Annotated in this window: 19 protein-coding genes and 1 tRNA gene; 12 read left to right on the top strand and 8 right to left on the bottom strand. The window is 69.9% G+C overall.

What is annotated here, in order from left to right; genetic code table 11:
• Genes Tbon_RS08855 through Tbon_RS08850 form a run of 3 tightly spaced genes read right to left on the bottom strand, consistent with a single transcriptional unit; the run spans position 1 to position 1270 of the window.
• Positions 1-288, bottom strand: coding sequence for a DUF503 domain-containing protein (locus Tbon_RS08855; protein WP_158067366.1), 288 nt, complete (start codon positions 286-288; stop codon positions 1-3).
• Positions 289-329: 41 nt separating this feature from the next.
• Positions 330-482, bottom strand: coding sequence for a hypothetical protein (locus Tbon_RS13865; RefSeq protein ID WP_192497862.1), 153 nt, complete (start codon positions 480-482; stop codon positions 330-332).
• A gap of 38 nt (positions 483-520) precedes the next feature.
• Entirely contained in the window at positions 521-1270 is a 750-nt protein-coding gene (locus tag Tbon_RS08850) for a PIG-L deacetylase family protein (protein ID WP_192497861.1), read from the bottom strand.
• A gap of 141 nt (positions 1271-1411) precedes the next feature.
• On the opposite strand from Tbon_RS08850, the gene Tbon_RS08845 reads away from it, so the two are divergent.
• Genes Tbon_RS08845 through Tbon_RS08830 form a run of 4 tightly spaced genes read left to right on the top strand, consistent with a single transcriptional unit; the run spans position 1412 to position 5073 of the window.
• A complete protein-coding gene (locus Tbon_RS08845; protein ID WP_158067365.1) occupies positions 1412-2362 on the top strand; it encodes an SDR family NAD(P)-dependent oxidoreductase in 951 nt (316 codons plus the stop codon).
• A complete protein-coding gene (locus Tbon_RS08840; RefSeq protein WP_158067364.1) occupies positions 2363-3139 on the top strand; it encodes an SDR family NAD(P)-dependent oxidoreductase in 777 nt (258 codons plus the stop codon).
• Positions 3140-3175: 36 nt separating this feature from the next.
• Positions 3176-4111 (top strand): phosphotransferase family protein, encoded by a 936-nt coding sequence (locus tag Tbon_RS08835; RefSeq protein WP_158067363.1) that lies wholly within the window; start codon positions 3176-3178, stop codon positions 4109-4111.
• On the top strand, positions 4111-5073 hold the full coding sequence (locus tag Tbon_RS08830; protein WP_158067362.1) for a phosphotransferase family protein: 963 nt from the start codon (positions 4111-4113) through the stop codon (positions 5071-5073). Before Tbon_RS08835 ends, Tbon_RS08830 begins: the two co-directional genes overlap by 1 nt.
• On the opposite strand, the gene Tbon_RS08825 is transcribed toward Tbon_RS08830, so the two are convergent.
• Together Tbon_RS08825 and Tbon_RS08820 are read right to left on the bottom strand one after the other, a co-directional pair.
• Positions 5024-6547: a sensor histidine kinase gene (locus Tbon_RS08825; protein ID WP_158067361.1), complete on the bottom strand. Its 1524-nt coding sequence runs from the start codon at positions 6545-6547 to the stop codon at positions 5024-5026. The genes Tbon_RS08830 and Tbon_RS08825 overlap by 50 nt on opposite strands.
• A gap of 77 nt (positions 6548-6624) precedes the next feature.
• The gene (locus Tbon_RS08820; protein WP_158067360.1) at positions 6625-7305 is read right to left on the bottom strand and encodes a response regulator transcription factor; all 681 of its coding nucleotides are present in this window, start codon (positions 7303-7305) and stop codon (positions 6625-6627) included.
• Between the two features lie 326 nt (positions 7306-7631).
• Between Tbon_RS08820 and Tbon_RS08815 the strand changes: the two genes are divergently transcribed.
• From Tbon_RS08815 to Tbon_RS08785, 7 genes are all read left to right on the top strand, one after another.
• A complete protein-coding gene (locus Tbon_RS08815; RefSeq protein ID WP_158067359.1) occupies positions 7632-8762 on the top strand; it encodes a PstS family phosphate ABC transporter substrate-binding protein in 1131 nt (376 codons plus the stop codon).
• A gap of 187 nt (positions 8763-8949) precedes the next feature.
• Positions 8950-9801 (top strand): phosphate ABC transporter permease subunit PstC, encoded by an 852-nt coding sequence (gene pstC / locus Tbon_RS08810; RefSeq protein ID WP_158068275.1) that lies wholly within the window; start codon positions 8950-8952, stop codon positions 9799-9801.
• The gene (pstA, locus tag Tbon_RS08805) at positions 9801-10697 is read left to right on the top strand and encodes a phosphate ABC transporter permease PstA (protein ID WP_158067358.1); all 897 of its coding nucleotides are present in this window, start codon (positions 9801-9803) and stop codon (positions 10695-10697) included. Before pstC ends, pstA begins: the two co-directional genes overlap by 1 nt.
• Before the next feature lie 21 nt (positions 10698-10718).
• Positions 10719-11603, top strand: a complete 885-nt coding sequence (gene pstB / locus Tbon_RS08800; RefSeq protein ID WP_158067357.1) for a phosphate ABC transporter ATP-binding protein PstB — start codon at positions 10719-10721, stop codon at positions 11601-11603.
• Positions 11604-11626: 23 nt separating this feature from the next.
• The gene (gene phoU, locus Tbon_RS08795; RefSeq protein ID WP_158067356.1) at positions 11627-12292 is read left to right on the top strand and encodes a phosphate signaling complex protein PhoU; all 666 of its coding nucleotides are present in this window, start codon (positions 11627-11629) and stop codon (positions 12290-12292) included.
• A 56-nt stretch (positions 12293-12348) separates the two neighbouring features.
• A tRNA-His gene (locus tag Tbon_RS08790) sits at positions 12349-12424 on the top strand.
• Positions 12425-12496: 72 nt separating this feature from the next.
• Positions 12497-13357: a class I SAM-dependent methyltransferase gene (locus tag Tbon_RS08785; RefSeq protein ID WP_225734753.1), complete on the top strand. Its 861-nt coding sequence runs from the start codon at positions 12497-12499 to the stop codon at positions 13355-13357.
• A gap of 113 nt (positions 13358-13470) precedes the next feature.
• Here the strand turns inward: Tbon_RS08785 and Tbon_RS08780 are convergent, their stop codons facing one another.
• Positions 13471-13764, bottom strand: a complete 294-nt coding sequence (locus tag Tbon_RS08780; protein ID WP_158067354.1) for a hypothetical protein — start codon at positions 13762-13764, stop codon at positions 13471-13473.
• The gene (locus Tbon_RS08775; RefSeq protein ID WP_158067353.1) at positions 13761-14816 is read right to left on the bottom strand and encodes a DUF7452 domain-containing protein; all 1056 of its coding nucleotides are present in this window, start codon (positions 14814-14816) and stop codon (positions 13761-13763) included. The genes Tbon_RS08780 and Tbon_RS08775 overlap by 4 nt, the downstream gene beginning before the upstream one ends.
• Before the next feature lie 176 nt (positions 14817-14992).
• On the opposite strand from Tbon_RS08775, the gene mgtE reads away from it, so the two are divergent.
• Positions 14993-16345 (top strand): magnesium transporter, encoded by a 1353-nt coding sequence (gene mgtE, locus Tbon_RS08770; RefSeq protein ID WP_192497859.1) that lies wholly within the window; start codon positions 14993-14995, stop codon positions 16343-16345.
• Here mgtE and Tbon_RS08765 read toward each other — a convergent pair.
• Entirely contained in the window at positions 16326-17738 is a 1413-nt protein-coding gene (locus Tbon_RS08765) for a cryptochrome/photolyase family protein (protein WP_158067351.1), read from the bottom strand. The genes mgtE and Tbon_RS08765 overlap by 20 nt on opposite strands.
• Positions 17739-17827 lie beyond the last annotated feature (89 nt).

Genomic DNA, 17827 nt, shown 5'->3' with positions numbered 1-17827 from the left:
TCAGGCATCGAGGAGTTCGGTTTCGAGGTCGACGAGTTCGGCGTCGAGCCGCCAGTCCTGGACGGCGGCGGCAATCGCCTGGAGCTGTTCGTCGGCGTGGCGCGGGTCGTTGGAGATGACGGCGGCAGCGATGACCGCCAGGCCGACGGCATCGAGGGCATCAATTTCGGCAACGGACGCGTTGAAGCGGCTGCGGAGGCGCTCAACCACCGGGCGGACGATGGCGCGCTTCTCCTTGAGGGTGCGGGAGGGGATGCGGAGCGACATGCGGAGGACGCCGACGGTCATGGCGCCAGTGTAGGCGGCGGCTGCGGGGCGGAGCGACTGTGTCAGCGGGGCCGGTCGTTGCGGGGGCCGCCGAGGAGGAGGACGAGGACGACCAGCAGTGCGCCGGCTCCGACGATGGCGGCGATCCAGAACGGCGAGTCATCGGCGGGCGCGGCGGAGCGGGCGAGCACTTCGAGGACGGCGGCGGGTCCCATAACCGTGGAGACGCGGAAGCCTCCCCGGAATGTTCCGGTTAGGGGCAGGCAGCTTCGATATCGAGGAGGAGGCGGGCGACCCGGGCCATATCGGCGGGGCAGCGGAGGAGGAACCACTCGTCGCGGAGGAGGGCGGGCACGATGCCGGGCGGGAAGATGGCGGCCGGGTCGCCGCCGGGGAGCTGGGAGGCATGGGCAGCGAGCGCCGCGAGCTTGCGGTCGGCGACGGCGGCGATGGGGATGCGGACGTCGGGGCGTTCGACGCCGAGGTCGGCCGGTGCGATGGCGGGCGGGTCGCCGAGGATCGGCCGGCAGAGGTCGTACTGGGGGCGGAAGAGGCCGGAGGGGAAGGCAGCAAAGAGGACGGCCGGCGGCGCGGGGGCGGCTTCGACGGCGGCGACGACGGCGCGGTGGAGGGCGAGGTGGTCGGGGTGGCCGTAGGCGCCGTCGGGGCCGATGGTGAGGAGGAGGTCGGGGGCGGCGGCGCGGATGGCGGCGGCGACGGCGTCGCTGAGGCGGGGGTCGCGGGCGAGGCCGCCGTCGGGGAGACGGGGGGAGGGGCCGGGTTCGGCGCCGAGCGCAGCGCAGGAGCGGGCGAGTTCGGCGAGGCGGAGGTCGGCGAGGGCAGCCGGGTCAGCTGCGTCGCCGGTGTAGCAGCGGCCGGCCTCGCCGGCGGAGACGGCGATGACGGTGCAGCTCCAGCCGGCGCGGGCGGCGAGGGCGAGGGTCCCGGCGACGCTGTAGGCCTCATCGTCGGGGTGGGGGACGAGGGCGAGGATGCGGGGCACAGGGCCATGGTACGTGCCGGGACGATGGTTCGTCAGGGGCGAAAGACAGGCGGCCGGTGAGGTGGTAGATTCTCGCCGGCCGACGGGGCAGGAATCCCCGGGTGGCCGCGAAGACCCCTGCAGAGGAGTTCGAACAGCAGCATGGCCGGGAGACTGGAAGGCAAAGTTGCGATTGTGACGGGTGCTGGCCGGGGCATCGGCCGGGCCGAGGCGCTGGCGCTGGCGCGCGAGGGGTGCCGCGTCATCGTGAACGACGTGGGCGGGAGCGCGGCCGGCGAGGGGCGCGATACGACGCCCGCGGAGGAGGTGGTGGCGGAAATCAAGAAGATGGGCGGCGAGGCGGTCCCGAACTTCGGCGACGTGACGTCGATGGCAGACGGCGAGGCGATGGTGAAGCAGGCGCTCGATACGTGGGGCCGGCTCGACATCCTCGTGAACAACGCGGGCATCCTGCGCGACCGGATCATCTTCAACATGACGGAGGCGGAGTGGGATGCGGTCATCGCGGTGCACCTGAAGGGCCATTTCACCGTCACCAAGCATGCGGCGATGGTGTTCCGGCAGCAGCGGAGCGGCCGGATCATCAACACGAGCTCGGAGTCGGGGCTCGGCAACCTCGGGCAGGCGAACTACGCGGCGGCTAAGGAGGGCATTGTCGGGCTGACGCGGACGCTGGCGCTCGACCTCGGCAAGTACGGGGTGACGGCGAACGCCATCCGGCCGCGGGCGGCGACGCGGCTGACGCTCAGCCCTGAGATGGAGGCGGCCCGGGCGCGGCGGGCGCAGCTCGCGGCGCAGGGGCAGGAGCCGGCGACGCCGCCCACCTCGGCGGAGGATGCGATCGCGCGGATCGCGTCGATGTCGCCGGAGCTGGTGGCGCCGCTGGTGGTGTACCTCTGCCTGCCGGAGGCGGCGAACGTCAACGGGCGAGACTTCATCGTTGGAGGCGACGAGATCAGCCTGATGAGCCTGCCGACGCGGGAGAAGACGATTTACAAGAAGGGCGGATGGGACCTCGAATCGCTCATCGAGGTGTTCCCGGGGACGCTGGGCGCCGGGCTGGTGAATCCGCGGCCGCCGGAGCAGAGCTGAGTGGCGGGGCGGCTCGCGGGGCGTGTCGCGTTCGTCACGGGCGCAGGGTCGGGGATCGGCGAAGCCTCGGCCCTGCGCTTTGCGGCGGAGGGGGCAGCCGTGGCGTGCGCGGATATCGACGGCGCGGCTGCGGAGGCGGTCGCGGCGCGGGTCGCGGAGCACGGAGGGCGCAGCCTCGCGCTTGAACTGGATGTGACCGATGAGGCAGCGTTCGTGGCTGCGCTGGACCGGACTGTCCGGGAACTGGGCGGGCTGCACGTGGTGTTCAACAACGCCGGGATCGGCGGGCGCGGCCACTCGTGGGAGCGGACGATCGCGGTGAACCTGACGGGGGTGTACTACGGCTGCTTCCACGGGTGCGCCCGGCTGGCCGAGCTGGGCGGGGGCGCGGTGGTGAACACGGCCTCGGTGGCGGGGCTGAACGGCCTCGTCGGGCCGCCGCTGCCGGGCGCCGAGCTTTCGCCGGTGCTGCCCGGCGCGGGCGCCTACACGGCGGCGAAGCACGGCGTGGTGGGGCTGACGCGGCAGTTTGCCATCATCTACGGGAGGCGCGGGGTGCGGGTGAACGCCGTGGCGCCGGGGTACATCGTCACGCCGATGACGGCGGAGATCCGTTCGCTGGAGATGGCGGAGGAGTTCCTGGTCGGCCTCCACCCGATGGGGCGGCTGGGGCGGCCGGAGGAGGTGGCCGCGGCGGCAGCGTTCCTCGCGAGCGACGACGCCTCGTTCATCACGGGGGCGGTGCTGCCGGTCGACGGCGGCTACGACGCGCGTTGAAGGCCGGGCAGCGGGCAGGGCCGTACAATCCGGGGGATGGTGCCGCGCCCGGCCGACTTCGAACCGTGGCTGAACCGGCTGCCGGGCTTCGAGGATGCCCGGGTGGGGTCGATTACGGCGGTCGACGGCGGCGCCTCGAATGTGACCTGCCGGGTGGAGCTGCTCTCGGGGACGGTGCAGCGGGTGTGCCTGCGGCTGCAGCGGGAGCGGGGAATTTTCGAGCCGTACGACGTGATCCGCGAGGGGCGGGTCATCGCGGCGCTGGCTGCGACGGATGTGCCGGTGCCGCGACTGCTGGGGATGGAGCCCTCGGCAGAGCCGCTCGGCGCGCCGTTCATCGTGCTGGAGTGGGTCGATGCGCCGCACATGGGGCTGGCGCCGGATGCGGACTTCGATGCGTTCACGCGGATGGTGGCGCGGATCCATGCGGTCGACTGGCAGGCAGCCGGGCTGGCGTTCCTCGGCGTTCCGGCGAGCGTGCCGGAGGCGCTGGAGCGTGACCTTGCGGCGGTTGAGGCGCGGATGCCGGGGTTCGGCTGCGCGGGCGAGCCGCTGCTGGAGGACGCGCTGTCGCGCCTGCGTGCAACGGTCCCTGCGGAAGGGAGGCTGGCGCTCTGCCAGGGCGATATCAACGTGTTCAACTACCTGTTCCGCGCCGGCGAGGTGGCTGCGGTGGTCGACTGGGAGCAGGCGCGGATTTCGGACCCGCGGGTCGATGTCGGGCAGCTGCTGGCGCTCTCGCTCCTGAAGGGTGCGCCGTTCGGGCCGGCGGAGCGGATGCCCTTTGCGGTGCGCTACCGGGCGGCTGCGGGGGCGGACCCGGGCGACCTGCGCTGGTTCCGGGCGATGTGGCTCTGGCAGCTGGCGGTCATCCACCACGGGTGGCGGCGGTACGGCAACGGCAGCGCTCCCTGGTATTCGCTGGAGCAGGCTTCGGAGCTGCTCCTGATGGCGCTGGCTGAGCTGGACTGATGCACTGGACGGAGCGGCTGGCGGCGTACCTCAGGGAGCAGCTACCGGCGGCCGAGCGGGTGGAAGTGAGGAATCCGCGGGCGATGCCGGCGGGGGCGAGCAATGAAACGGTGGGGTTCGACCTGTGTGTGTGGGCCGATGGGTGCACCTGGTCGCTGCCGATGGTGCTGCGGCCGCAGCGGGAGACAGGCATCCTCGCGCCGTACGACGTGAGCCGGCAGTACCGGGTGCTGCGGGCGCTGGCGGGCACGCGCGTGCCGGTCCCAACGGCGGCCTGGCTCGAACCGACGGGCGCGGTGCTGGGCGTGCCGTTCTACGTGATGAGCCGCGTGCGCGGGGAGACCCTGCCGCTTTTCTGGCACGGGAGGTCGGAGCGGCTGCCGGCGGCGGCAGCGGCGCTGGCGGCGGTGCACGCGGTGGACTGGCAGGCGGCGGGGCTCGAGTTCCTGGCGGAGGGAGCGGCCGAGGACCCGCTCGAGGCTGAGCTGGGGCCGTGGCGGGCGCGGGCGGAGCGGCTGCGGATTGCGCGGGCGCCGCTCCTCATTGCCCTGAGCGAGTGGCTGCGCGCGAACCAGCCGGCGGATGCGCGGGTGGCGCTGCTGCACGGCGACCCGAACCCGGGCAACTACCTGTTCGCGGGCAGGCAGGTGGTCGCGGTGCTCGACTGGGAGCTGGCGGCGCTGGGCGACCCGCGCTCGGACCTGGGGTTCTATGCGGCGCTGCAGACGGTGTTCGGCGGAATGGGCGGGCCGCGGGGCGAAACGCTGCTCTCGGAGGCGTACGCGGCGGTGACCGGGCAGCAGATGACGTCGCTGGAGTACTACGAGGCGCTCGGCCTCTACCGGATGGCGATTGTGATGGCGGGCTGGGCGGGCCGGTTCGGCGCGATGTCGGCGGGGCACACGCTGGAGGTCATCGCGCGGCGGCTCGCGGCGCTGCTCGGCCCGCAATGGGAAGGGTGAAGACGAAGGTGGTGCCGCGGCCGAGTTCGCTGGTGGCCCAGATTTCGCCGCCGTGGGCCCGGACGATTTCGCGGGCGATGGCGAGGCCGAGGCCGTGGCCCCTGCGGCTGCCGGGGGATTCGCGGCTGTTGCGGCTGCGGTAGAAGCGCTCGAAGAGGTGGGGCAGGTCTTCGGCCGGGATGCCGGGGCCGGTATCGGAGACGGCGACCTGGAGGGTGCCCGGCTGGAGGTCGCGGCAGGTGACGCGGACGGTGCCGCCGGGCGGGGTGTAGCGGAGGGCGTTGTCGATGAGGTTGTTCATGACCTGCTCGAGGCGGTCGAAGTCGCCGCGGACGCGGGCCGTGCCGGAGGGGGCGAACTCGAGGCGGATGCCGTGCTCTTCGGCGCGGAGGCTGAAGACATCGGCGAGGTGGGCGAAGAGCTCGCTGAGGTCGACGTCGTTCTGCTCCATGGAGACCTGGCCGGATTCGATGCGGGAGAGGTCGAGGAGCTCCTGGACGAGGCGGAGGACGCGGGCGGATTCGTCGCTGATGACGCGGGCGGAGCGCTGGATGCCCTCGGGGTCATCGATGGTGCCGTCGAGGATGGCCTCGCTGAAGCCACGGATGGAGGTGAGGGGGGTCTTGAGTTCGTGGGAGATGTTGGCGAGGAAGTCGCGGAGGGTTTGCTGGGAGCGCTGGACTTCTTCGGTCATGCGGTTGAAATTGGCGGCGAGGTCGCGGACCTCGCGGGGGCCGGTGGCGGGCACGCGCTGTCGGTAGTTGCCGCGAGCGACGGAGCGGGCCGCGCGGGCGATGTTGCGGAGGGGGGCGGCGACGCTCTGGCTGAAGGCGAAGCCGAGGACGAGGGCAGCGGCGACGCCGATGAGGCCCGAGAAGAGGAGGCGGGGCATGAGGTCGCCGACGATTTCGCCGAGGGAGGCGGCGGGCCGGGCGACGATGATGGCGGCGGCGCCGGTTTCGCTGAGGGCCCGGAGAACTTCGGGCTCGAGGGCCATGGAGACGCAGAGGAGGGGTTCGCGCCCGGGGACCTCAAGGCGGCAGCGGCGGGGTTCGAGGGCGGCGGGGGAGCCGGGCGGGGGGAGCGGCTGGCTGGCGAGGTCGCGGACGACGGCGTCGTCGAGGGAGAGGTCGGCGGGGGCGGAGGTGAGCCCGGGGATGACGCGTCCGTTCGCGTCGACGAGGGCGAGGGCGGTTTCGGCGGAGACGCGGTTGGGCCGGCCGAGGAAGCTGCGGAGGGTGAGGAGGAGGTCGTTGGTGGTCGGGACGGGGTCGCCGGGGGCGGTTTCGAGGCGTGCCTGGAGCTCGGCGTTGGCCTGGGCGTTGATGAGGCGGCCGAGGTCCTCGAGGTTGCCGTAGGAGATGTCGTCGCGGTAGCCGCCGATCTGGAGGAAGAGGGAGAGGGCGGCGAGGAAGAGGGTGACCGCGATGATGAAGAGGTAGGTGAAGAGCAGGCGGACCTGGAGGCTACCCATGGCGCAGGCGGGGGATGCGAGGCAGCCGGCGGGTCACGGCGGGCGGGCTCCCGGGGGAAAGATGGGCGACCGGCGATTCAGGGCTCGGGTTCGACGAGTTTGTAGCCGACTCCGCGCAGGGTTTCGATCTGGACGGTCGCGTTGACCAGTTTAGAGCGGAGGTGCTGGACGTGGACATCGACGGTGCGGGTTTCGCCGGCGAAGTCGTAGCCCCAGACGGAACCGAGGAGCTGGTCGCGGGTGAGGGCGATGCCGGGGTTTTCGACGAAGGCGACGAGGAGGTCGAACTCCTTGGTGCGGAGGTCGAGGAGCTGGCCGTCGACGCGGGCTTCGCGGCGGGCTTTATCGACGCTGAGGTTGCCGATGGTGATGGCAGTTTGCGGCTTCCGGCCGCCTTCGACGCGGTGGAGGATGCGCTTGACGCGGGCCACGAGTTCGCGGGGGTTGAAGGGCTTGGCCATGTAATCGTCGGCGCCGAGTTCGAGGCCGACAATCTTGTCGATGTCTTCGGAGCGTGCGGTGAGCATGATGACGGGGACGTCGCTTTCGCGGCGGAGTTCGCGGAGGACTTCGAAGCCATCGAGGCCGGGCATCATGACGTCGAGAACGACGAGGGCCGGCGGCGACTGGGCGAAGCGGGCGAGGGCATCGCGGCCGTCGGCGGCGTGCTCGACGGTGAAACCCTCTTTTTCGAGGTAGAGGGCGCTGAGGTCGCGGATGTTGGCTTCGTCGTCGACGAGGAGGATTTTCTGGGCCATGGGCGCCTTGCGGCCGTTGGGGTAGTTCGAGTATGCGCCGGGAGCTCCGGGCCCGCCACCCGGCGGGTACCGGAGCGGGGGAGCTGACGGGGCCGGAGCCCCCGGCCGCCTGAGGGGAGGCAGCGGGGCGGGGCCGTCGTCCGCCTGCTGCCTGCGGGTATGTTCGGCGGCGGGGGTGCGGGGATCCGCGACGGGGTGCAAATGGCGTGTAAAACGTTGGCGATTGGCGCTCGGGGCGGTGCCGGGGCGTTAAACCGGGGTTAAAGGTGCGGGAGGAGGATGCGGCACGAAGCACCAACCATACTGACTTCAGGGGGAAGATTTTGATGCTTCGCAACGTACGGGGAGGGCAGTGGGCGTTCCTGTTTGGGGCGCTCGTGGCCCTCATCGCCCTGGTCGCGGTCGCGTGCGGCGGCGACGACGATGACACCACGAAGGAGACGCCGGCAGGCGGCTCCACGGCGACGATGCCTGGCGACAAGCCGACGACCGCGGCGGGGAAGCCGGTGCCGCCGGCGAACAAGGATGAGCTCGCGAAGCTGAAGGGCGAGATCATCATCGACGGGTCGTCGACGGTGTACCCGGTGACGGCAGCGGCGGCGGAGGAGTTCCGCAAGTACGCGAAGGACGTCCGCATTTCGGTCGGCATCTCCGGCACGGGCGGCGGCTTCAAGAAGTTCTGCAACGGCGAAACGGACATCCAGGACGCCTCGCGGCCGATCGATCCGAAGGAAGTCGACGCATGCAAGGCGAAGGGGATCGAGTACATCGAGCTCCCGGTGGCCTACGACGGGCTGTCGGTGGTGGTGAGCCCGAAGAACACGTGGGCCCAGTGCCTGACGGTCGCGGAGCTGAAGAAGATCTGGGAGCCGGATGCCCAGGGGAAGATCACGAACTGGAAGCAGGTGCGGGATTCCTTCCCGGACAGGCCGCTGAAGCTGTACGGTGCTGGTACCGACTCAGGGACGTTTGACTACTTCACGCAGGCCATCAACGGCAAGGAGAAGGCGAGCCGCGGCGACTACCAGGCATCGGAGGATGACAACATCCTCGTGCAGGGCGTGAGCGGCGACGAGAATGCGCTTGGCTACTTCGGGTATGCGTACTATGTGGAGAACACGGGGAAGCTGAAGCTCGTCGCCATTGACAACAATAACGGCAAGTGTGTGCTGCCCAGCCCGGAGACGATTAAGTCCGGCGAGTACCAGCCGCTCTCGCGCCCGATCTTCATCTACGTCCGCAAGGAAGCCGCCGAGCGGCCGGAAGTGCAGGCGTTCGTGAAGTTCTACCTGAGCAAGAGCTTCACGCCGATCATCCCGACGAAGGAAGTGGGCTACATCCCGCTGACCGACGAGCTGTACGCGGCGATCACCAAGCGGTTCGAGGCGAAGACGCTCGGCACGCTCTTCCCGAACGGCGCAGAGGTGGGCGCGACGCTCGACCGGTACCTGAAGTAAGGTGCTGACGGCCGGCGACAACCTGACCGGTCAGCGCGGAGGCTGGCAGGGGGTGCAGCCGTACCCCCTGCCAGCACGACGTTTCTGAGGTGGGGTGCGAACCGTGGCGCAGGACGTTTGGAAGGGGGCCTACCCGTCGCGGGTAAGCCTTGGGCATAAGCGGTCGCGGCAGCTCAAAGAGGGCGCTATCGCAGGGCTGTTCTTTGTGGCAGCGACGATCGGGGCGTTCACGACGGCGGGCATCATCCTGTCGCTGGCGGGCGAGACGATCGCGTTCTTCCGGGTGGTCTCGTTCGTCGAGTTCATTACGGAGACCCAGTGGACGCCGCTCTTCTCGATTAAGAAGTTCGGCATTTGGCCGCTGGTTTCGGCGACGGCGCTGACGTCGCTCATCGCGCTGGTGGTCGCGGTGCCGCTGGGGCTGATGTCGGCAATCTACCTGAGCGAGTTCGCGCACCCGAAGGCGCGGGCGGTGCTGAAGCCGGCGCTCGAGGTGCTGGCCGGGGTGCCGACGGTGGTGTACGGCTTCTTCGCGCTGACGGTGATGACACCGTTCCTGCAGCGGTTCATTGACATGACGCTGTTCAACTCGCTCAGCCCGGGCATCGTGATGGGCGTGATGATCGTACCGCTGGTGGCCTCGCTCAGCGAGGACGCGATGTCGTCGGTGCCGCAGGCGCTGCGGGAAGGGGCGTACGGGCTCGGGGCGACGCGGATGGAGGTGGCAACGCGGGTCGTGGTGCCGGCGGCACTCTCCGGCATCGTGGCGTCCATCATCCTGGCGCTCTCGCGAGCGGTCGGCGAGACGATGATTGTGGCGATTGCGGCCGGGCAGAACCCAACGTTCACCTTCGACCCGCGGGTGCCGGTCGAGACGATGACGACCTACATCGTGCAGGTCAGCCTGGGGGATACGCCGTACGGCTCGCTCGCGTACCGGACGCTGTTCGCGGTCGGGACCACGCTGTTCGTGCTGACGTTCGTGATGAACATCTTCAGCTTCTGGTTCGTGCGGAAATTCCGTGAGGTGTACGACTGATGGCAGTAACGACTGCGGAGCAGTTCCCGGCGCGGGAGCAGTTTCGGCCGCGGCTGGGCTTCCGGAAGGTGACGGGGGTCATTTTCACGGGCATCGGCCTGGTCGCCATTGCGGTCGGTCTGGGGATGCTCGTCTGGCTGCTCATCGATACGTTCGTGTCCGGCCTCCCGTGGCTGGACTGGCAGTTCCTGACGAGCTTCGACTCGCGGTTCCCGGACCGGGCCGGGGCGAAGGCGGCGATCTACGGCACGGCGTACATGATGTTTTTTACGATCGTCATTGCGCTGCCGATTGGGGTGATGTCGGCGATCTACCTGGAGGAGTACGCGCGGGAGGGGAAGCTGAAGAGCTTCATCCAGATTAACATTTCGAACCTGGCGGCGGTGCCCTCCATCATCTACGGGCTGCTGGGGCTGCAGGTGTTTGTGCGGTGGATGGAGCTCGGGCGGAGCGTGCTGGCGGGTTCGCTGACGATGGCGCTGCTGATTCTGCCGATCATCGTGGTGGCGACGCAGGAGGCGCTGCGGGCCGTTCCGCCGAGCATCCGGGATGCGTCGTACGGGGTGGGCGCGACGCGGTGGGAAACGATCCGGTACCACGTGCTGCCGTACGCGCTGCCGGGCATCCTGACCGGGAACATCCTTGCCGCCTCCCGGGCGATCGGCGAGAGCGCGCCGCTGATTACGATTGGCGCACTGACGTATGTGCCGTTCACGCCCAGCGGGCCGCTCGACCGGTTCACGGTGCTGCCGATCCAGATTTTCAACTGGGTGTCGCGGCCGCAGCAGGATTTCCAGGGGGTGGCCGCGGCAGGCATCATCGTGCTGCTGGTGGTGTTGCTGTTGATGAATTCCGTGGCAATTTTCCTGCGGCAGAAGCTGCAGCGGCGGTTCTAGGCGCCGAGGAGGTAGGACGTGATGACTGAACAGCAGACGCAGCCGACGACGCTGACGCGGGTGCCGGCCCTCGGCCGGGACGGCGCCGAGCAGCATCTCCGGCCGCAGGGAGCGAGCCAGGGTGCCATCCTGGAGGATATTCCGAACCCGACGATCGAAGTGCGGGGGCTTTCGCTCTGGTACGGGCAGAAGCAGGCGCTGACGAACGTCTCGTTCAAGATTCCGCGGAACAAGGTAACGGCGCTCATCGGGCCCTCGGGCTGCGGGAAGAGCACGCTCCTGCGCTGCTTCAACCGGATGAACGACCTGATCCCGAATGTGCGGATCGAGGGAACGGTCTACCTCGACGGGCAGGATATTTACGACAAGTCGGTTGACCCGGTGGAGGTTCGCCGGCGGGTCGGGATGGTGTTCCAGAAGCCGAACCCGTTCCCGCGGTCGATTAAAGAAAACATCCTGTTCGGGGCGAAGGTCAACGGGTTCAAGGGGGACAAGGACCGGCTGGTGGAGGAGTCGCTCCGGCGGGCGGCGCTCTGGGACGAGGTGAAGGACGACCTGAACAAGTCGGGGCTGGCGCTCTCGGGCGGCCAGCAGCAGCGGCTGTGCATCGCGCGGGCGATTGCGACTGCGCCGGACATCATCCTGATGGACGAGCCGTGTTCGGCGCTGGACCCGATCGCGACGCTGAAGATCGAGGACCTGATGCGGGAGCTTGCGAAGGACTACACGATCATCATCGTGACGCACAACATGCAGCAGGCGGCGCGCGTCTCGGACTACACGGCGTTCATGCTCACGGACGAGCGGGTGGCCGGGCAGCTGGTAGAATACGGCCCCACTGAGGAACTCTTTACGACTCCGAAAGACCGGCGTACCGAGGACTACATCAGCGGACGCTTCGGCTAAGGCGTCGAGGAAGGGGCGCGGGGATGACACGGGACCTGTTCAAGGCGGAGCTCCGGCAGCTCCAGGACGACGTGCTGACGCTCGGCTCGATGACCGAGAAAGCCATCCTCGACGCGATGGAATCCCTGCGCGACGGCGACGTGGAGTGGTCGCGGCGAATCATTGCAGACGACGCGAAGATCAATCGCAAGCGCTTCGAGATTGAAGACCGGACGATTGCCGTTGTGGCCACGCAGCAGCCGATGGCGACGGACCTGCGGGCGCTGGTGAGCGTGCTGTATATCATCACGGACCTCGAGCGGATCGCCGACCACGCGGAAGGGGTAGCCCGGATCAACACGATGATGGAGCCGGAGCCGCTGCCGCGGAAGCTGGGGTACATCCCGGCGATGGCCGACCGGGCCGTGGCGATGCTCCGGGATTCGCTGAAGGCGTACATCGACCTCGATGTCGATGCGGCGCGGCAGATCTGCCACGCGGACGACGAGGTGGACCGGCTGCAGGACAGTGTGTACGAGGAGGCGTTCCGGGCGATGGTTGCCGACCCGTCGACGATCCAGCGGAACACGTATCTTCTCTGGACCGCCCACAACCTGGAGCGAATCGCTGACCGGTGCACGAACATCTGCGAGCGGGTGATCTACACGGTCACCGGGCACATGGACGAGCTGAACGTTTCGAACTACTGAGGCCCGGGCAGTTGGCGCCATCTGCCGGGGGGCTGCTAGGATGAAGGTGCGCCATGGCGGGCGTAGCGTAGTGGTTAACGCGTCTGATTGTGGCTCAGAAGATCGTGGGTTCGAATCCCACCGCTCGCCCCATTGCTTTCTCCCTTCCCTCCGGACCCGGGCACGGACTGGCGCGGCCCGCCGCGAGGCCCGGCCGTGACCGCGATGGTGACGCTCAGGCCGACGCCGGAGAAGGCGCTGGCAGCGTACGCCGCGCAGGTGGCTGCCAACCGGGCGTACATCCACTCGATCGAGGGCCCGCCGCGGCCGGGGCAGGACTACTGGGCCGCCCGCGCCGCGGCGTTCCGCCCGGGGCGGATGCCGGTTCCAGAACTGGGCGCGCTCCTTGCGCTGGCTGAGCCGGGCGACACCTGGCTCGATATCGGCGCGGGCGGCGGGCGGTTCGCGGTCCCGCTCGCGGAGCATGTTGCCCGGGTCATAGCGATCGAGCCGTCGCCGTCGATGCGGGAGCAGCTGGCCGGGGCAGCGCAGGAGGCGGGGCGGACGAACATCGAGATCGTGGACATGGCGTGGCCGCCGGACCCTGGTGCCGCAGCGCCGGAGGGCGACGTCGCGCTGGCGGCGAACGTGCTCTACGCGATCGAGGATGTCGGGGGGTTCATCGCGGCGATGGAGCGGCACGCGCGGCGGACCTGCGCGGTGGTGGTGTTCGATCGTGCGCCGAGCACGCCCGTGCCGGCGATCTGGCACGAGCTGTGGGGCAGCGAGTTCCGGGAGCTGCCAGCGCTGCGGGAGCTACTCGCGGTGCTGCTGGCGATGGGCCGGCGTGTCCGGGTGGAGCCGCTTCCGCCGCAGCCGCAGGAGCCGCGGCCGCTCGATGACGTCGCCGCGGAGTATGCGTGGATGTACCACGTGCGGCCGGGCACGGAGGGGTACGAGGAGAAGCTGGCACGGTTCAGGGAGCTGGTGGCCCGCCACTGCGGGGCCGGAGAGGGGCTGGCGCGGCCGCCGGTGGTGCGGCGGTACTCGTCGGTGATTTCGTGGCCGGCGGAGCGGAACTCCTGACGGGGACCGCCGGCGCAGCGTCCAGCCCGGGATGGGACGTCACTGACTGAAACGGCCGGGGCCGCAGCCTCTCCCACTGGCTGCGGCCCCGGGCATCGCGACGGCGGAAGGGGTCAGTTGGTGCCGTCGGTCGCGAGGAGCGGCAGGTAGCGGTAGTACTTGTCCTGGCCGCCGCCGCCGAGGAACCCGGACGCCACGGTGAAGCTCCCGCCGGTCGAGCTGCCGGCGAAGGGCTGGCCGATGGCGGCCCGGAGCTCGTAAGAGCCGCCGGCCGAGCGGCCGCCGCCGGAGGTCGTGCGCCACCAGAGTTCGTAGGAGCCGGAGGAGACCTGCGCGAGGACGGCTGCGAGGGTTGCGAGGCCGGCGCAGGCGGCAGCGACGAGGGCGAGCGTGCGGCGGACGTTCACTTGCTGATAACCAGGACGTTGAAGGTGGCGCCGTCAACGAAGTCGGTGCCGGTCGTGTAGATAACCCACCTGTTTGAGACGCCTGTGCACGGGGCGGACTCAGTTGCGCGGTAGCTCACGCCGATTTGCGTCGGGCCGGTGGTCCCGCCAGGGGCGTCGGCGCGGGGCGTGACGAACACGATGGCGTCTGGCTTTTCATTCAGGAGCGGGTGGTCGAGGACGGTCACCTTATCGGAGCCGGCGCACGTGTTCTTGCCTCCGCCCGTCGTGCGGACGGTGTGGACGAACGCGGCGGGGGCGCTTCCGGAGACTTTGATGGCGCCATCGAGGTCGATGGCGGTGGGGCCGACGAAACTGCCGGCAGTGCCCTGGGTGGCGAAGGCCTGCACGCCGATGCCGTTGGTTGCGGTCGTTTCGCCCTGGATGGCGGCGCCGCCGCCCGCGTTGTAGCCGTAGACGGCGGGGTAGACCGCGGAGTCGGTCGTGGTGCGGAGCCCGGCAACCGCGATGCCGGTGCCCTGCTGGTTGACGGTGACCAGGCCGAGGTTCTCGGTGGTGAACGGGACGCCTGCGGAGGTGCCGGTGACCGTGAGGGGGACCTTGAGGCTGCCGGCGGCCGCAGCGAAGAGGGCGTAGGGCGCCGGGCTGACCGGCTGCCGCGGCGAGAGGACCGTGTAGGTGCCGGTCGAGGTGCCGGGCCGGACGGCGATCTCCATCCAGCGGGCGTCGCCGCGGAAGGCGTTGGCGCCGAAATCGAGGTCGACGGTGAAGAGGCCGTTGGCGACGGGCACGTCGTCTTTCGTGACGGTGGCGCCGACCTGGGCGCCGCCGGATTCGGCGTCGTAGAGGATGAAGCGGAGGTCGTAGGCGCCGTTGGCGGGGCTGCCGCCGTCGGTGAGGCGGCCCTGGTAGGTGAACGTGGTCGTGAGGGCGGTGGCGGACTCGACGCGGGAGCCCCCGGGGGCGTCGTCGCCGATGGCGGTGGCGATGGGGACGAGGGCAGCAAGGCCGAGCGCCGCTGCTGCGAGGGTGAGGATGCGGTTACGGGCCACGGGCGCCTCCTCGGATTGCAATCGGCGGGATTATAGCGCACCTGCGTAGGCCGGTAAGCAAATTGCGCACCAACGGGGTGTTAACGGATGCAGTTTGACCGTTCGGGAGGCCGGGCGTACGTTCGGCACGTGCGCACACCCGCGTGCCTCGAACCTCCGCAACGCAGGACACTTCCGTGGCCGATGATGTGGCTGTCCGGGAGCTTTTCGATGACGCACGCGCGCTGGCGGCGAACGGCGAGTGGGCGAAACTCGTCGCGCTTGTAACGTCTCTCCATCCTGCTGACCTCGCGGAACTGGTGCTCGAGCTCCCGGAAGAGGAGCGCGTGGCGCTGCTCGACCACCTGCCGACGGACGTGGTGGCCGACCTCTTCGAGTACGTCGAGGACGACGACCTGAAGGAGCTGATCCGCGGCGTCGGGGTGAAGGACCTGCCGGCCGTCCTGGAGGAGGTGGAGGACGACGTTGCGGCGGACGTCATCCAGCAGCTGGAACCGGAGGAGCAGGCGGAGACGCTGGCGCAGATGGACCGCGGCGAGGAAGTCGCGGAGCTGCTGCAGTACGGCGACGAGTCGGCCGGCGGCATTATGTCGCGCGGCTTCGTGGCCCTCAACGAAGGGATCACGGTGCAGCAGGCGATCGACTATCTGCGGGTGCTGCGGCCGCCGGCGGACCGGGCGTACTACCTGTACGTGGTCGATGACAACCGGGTGCTGCAGGGCGTGGTGTCGATCCGCGACCTGCTGGTGTCGTCGCCGAAGACGCTGCTGAGGGAGATCACCCAGCGGGACGTCCACGCGGTGACGACGGACGCGGACCAGGAGGAGGCGGCGCGCATTCTGCAGAAGTACAACCTGCTGGCCGTGCCGGTGGTGGATGCGGAGGGGCGGCTCGAAGGCGTGATGACCGCCGACGACCTGATCGACGTGCTCCAGGAAGAGGCCACCGAGGACATGTACCGGATGGTCGGCCTCGACGAGGCGGAGAGCGTGATGGCGCCGGTGTGGCGGTCGGTGCGGCGGCGGGTGCCGTGGCTGCTGGTGAACCTCGCGACGGCGTTCCTGGCGGCGTTCGCGGTGGCGCCGTTCGAGGGGACAATTTCACGAGCAGCGACGCTGGCGGTGTTCATGCCGATCATCGCCGGGCACGCGGGGAACACCGGGACGCAGGTCGTGACGCTGGTGGTGCGCGGGCTGGCGATCGGCGAGGTTAAGCTCTCGGACTGGTGGACGGTATTGCGGAAGGAGCTGGCCTTCGGGCTGATTCACGGGGCAGTTGCGGGCATCCCAACAGCGTTGCTCGGCCTGATGCTGTCGTTCAACCCGTGGCTCGGGGCGGTGGTCTTTTTTGCGCTGGTCGCCGACGTCATCATCGCCGGGGTGCTGGGAGCGGTAATCCCCCTGGCGATCAAGCGATCTGGAGGCGACCCGGCGATCGCCGGCGCGATCTGGCTGACGACGTTCACCGATATCATCGGCTTCATCATCCTCCTCGGGACGGGAACGCTGCTCATCGACCGGCTGTCGTAGGAGCGGCGCGACGGACGGCTTCGTAGGCGGCGAGGGCGCGCGCGCGGGCGGCGTGGTGGTCGACGATGGGCGCGGGGTAGTCGCGGCCGATGATGCAGCCGGCGGCCTGCTGGACATCGGCGGGCATGGTCCACGGCTCGTGGAGGTAGCGGTCGGGCACGCGACGGAGTTCGGGGAGCCAGCGGCGGATGAAGGCACCCTCGGGGTCGAACTTCTTCGACTGGGCGACCGGGTTGAAGATGCGGAAGTAGGGCTGGGCATCGGTGCCGACGGAGGCGGCCCACTGCCAGCCGCCATCGTTGTTGGCGACGTCGCCATCGACCAGGTGGCGCATGAAGTGGGCTTCGCCGAGGCGCCAGTCGATGAGGAGGTCCTTGGCGAGGAAGGAGGCGACGATCATCCGGGCGCGGTTGTGCATGTAGCCGGTGGCGAGGAGTTCGCGCATGGCGGCATCGACGACGGGGTAGCCGGTGCGGCCGGCAGCCCAGGCTTCGAAGTCGGCGGGGGCATTGCGCCAGGGGATGGCGGCGAAGGCGGGCTGGAACGGCTCGCGGAGGACGCGGGGGTGGTGCCAGAGGATGTGGTGGTAGAACTCCCGCCAGGCGACCTCGGCGACGAACTTCCCGGCATCGCAGGGGACGGCGCGGGCACGGGTGACGACCTCGAGGGGCGAGAGGAGGCCGAAGTGGAGGTCCTGGCTGATACGCGAGGTGCCGGCCAGGTCGAGGCGGTCGCGGGTTTCGGCGTAGGCGCAGACGGGGCCGGCGAGGAACCGTTCGAGGCGGGCGCGGGCCGCGGCCTCGCCGGCAGGCGGCAGGGCATCGACCGCCGGGGGCAGGCCGAGGCTGGCGAGCTGCGGGATGGTGCCGGGCTCGGCGGAGGCGCTGGGGATGCGTCCGGGGGCGGGGAGCACGGCGCGGAGCGGGAGCGCAGACCAGGCGCGGAAGAAGGGGGTGAAGACGGAGAGGGGCTGGCCAGCGGCACCGCGCACGTCTTCGGGCTCGTGGACGAGGGTGCCGCGGCGGGCGTGGAAGCGGATGCCGGCTGCCTCGAGGGCGCGGGCGACGGCGGCATCGCGGCGGCGGGCGCAGGGGGTGTAGTCGCGGGAGACGAAGACGTCTGCGGCGGCGACTTGGGAGGCGAAGCGGGGCACGACCTCGGCCGGGCGGCCGAGGCGGATGTGGAGACGGGCGCCGCGTTCGCGGAGGGCCGCATCGAGTTCGCGGAGCGAGGCGAGGAGAAAGGCCGTGCGGTTCGGGGAGGCCCAGCGCCCGCGGAGGAGCGCGGGGTCGAGGACGAACAGGGGCGCGACGGGGCCGGCTTCGATGGCTGCCTGGAGGGCCGGGTGGTCGTGGAGGCGGAGGTCGCGGCGGAACCAGAGGACGCTGGGCATGCGGTGCAAGTGTGGCAGAAGCGGGCGAAGGGCCGCCGTCATCGCGCCCGCATGGGGGTTGCGCCGTTCACGTGCGGCCGGGCAGGCTG

Origin of the sequence: Tepidiforma bonchosmolovskayae, assembly GCF_008838325.1 — a bacterium.
GTDB classification, from domain to species: Bacteria; Chloroflexota; Dehalococcoidia; order Tepidiformales; family Tepidiformaceae; genus Tepidiforma; species Tepidiforma bonchosmolovskayae.
Note: the sequence above shows the minus strand (reverse complement) of the source record. Positions and strands in the feature narration are given on the sequence as shown.

Bases quoted from the DNA above. Each gene is read 5' to 3' on its own strand.
- pstB (WP_158067357.1), top strand. From the start codon at position 10,719: ATGACTGAACAGCAGACGCAGCCGACGACGCTGACGCGGGTGCCGGCC.
- Tbon_RS08820 (WP_158067360.1), bottom strand. From the start codon at position 7,305: ATGGCCCAGAAAATCCTCCTCGTCGACGACGAAGCCAACATCCGCGAC.
- phoU (WP_158067356.1), top strand. From the start codon at position 11,627: ATGACACGGGACCTGTTCAAGGCGGAGCTCCGGCAGCTCCAGGACGAC.
- Tbon_RS08855 (WP_158067366.1), bottom strand. From the start codon at position 288: ATGACCGTCGGCGTCCTCCGCATGTCGCTCCGCATCCCCTCCCGCACC.
- Tbon_RS08815 (WP_158067359.1), top strand. From the start codon at position 7,632: ATGCTTCGCAACGTACGGGGAGGGCAGTGGGCGTTCCTGTTTGGGGCG.
- Tbon_RS08825 (WP_158067361.1), bottom strand. From the start codon at position 6,547: ATGGGTAGCCTCCAGGTCCGCCTGCTCTTCACCTACCTCTTCATCATC.
- Tbon_RS13865 (WP_192497862.1), bottom strand. From the start codon at position 482: ATGGGACCCGCCGCCGTCCTCGAAGTGCTCGCCCGCTCCGCCGCGCCC.
- pstA (WP_158067358.1), top strand. From the start codon at position 9,801: ATGGCAGTAACGACTGCGGAGCAGTTCCCGGCGCGGGAGCAGTTTCGG.
- Tbon_RS08835 (WP_158067363.1), top strand. From the start codon at position 3,176: ATGGTGCCGCGCCCGGCCGACTTCGAACCGTGGCTGAACCGGCTGCCG.
- Tbon_RS08765 (WP_158067351.1), bottom strand. From the start codon at position 17,738: ATGCCCAGCGTCCTCTGGTTCCGCCGCGACCTCCGCCTCCACGACCAC.
- Tbon_RS08830 (WP_158067362.1), top strand. From the start codon at position 4,111: ATGCACTGGACGGAGCGGCTGGCGGCGTACCTCAGGGAGCAGCTACCG.
- Tbon_RS08785 (WP_225734753.1), top strand. From the start codon at position 12,497: ATGGTGACGCTCAGGCCGACGCCGGAGAAGGCGCTGGCAGCGTACGCC.
- Tbon_RS08845 (WP_158067365.1), top strand. From the start codon at position 1,412: ATGGCCGGGAGACTGGAAGGCAAAGTTGCGATTGTGACGGGTGCTGGC.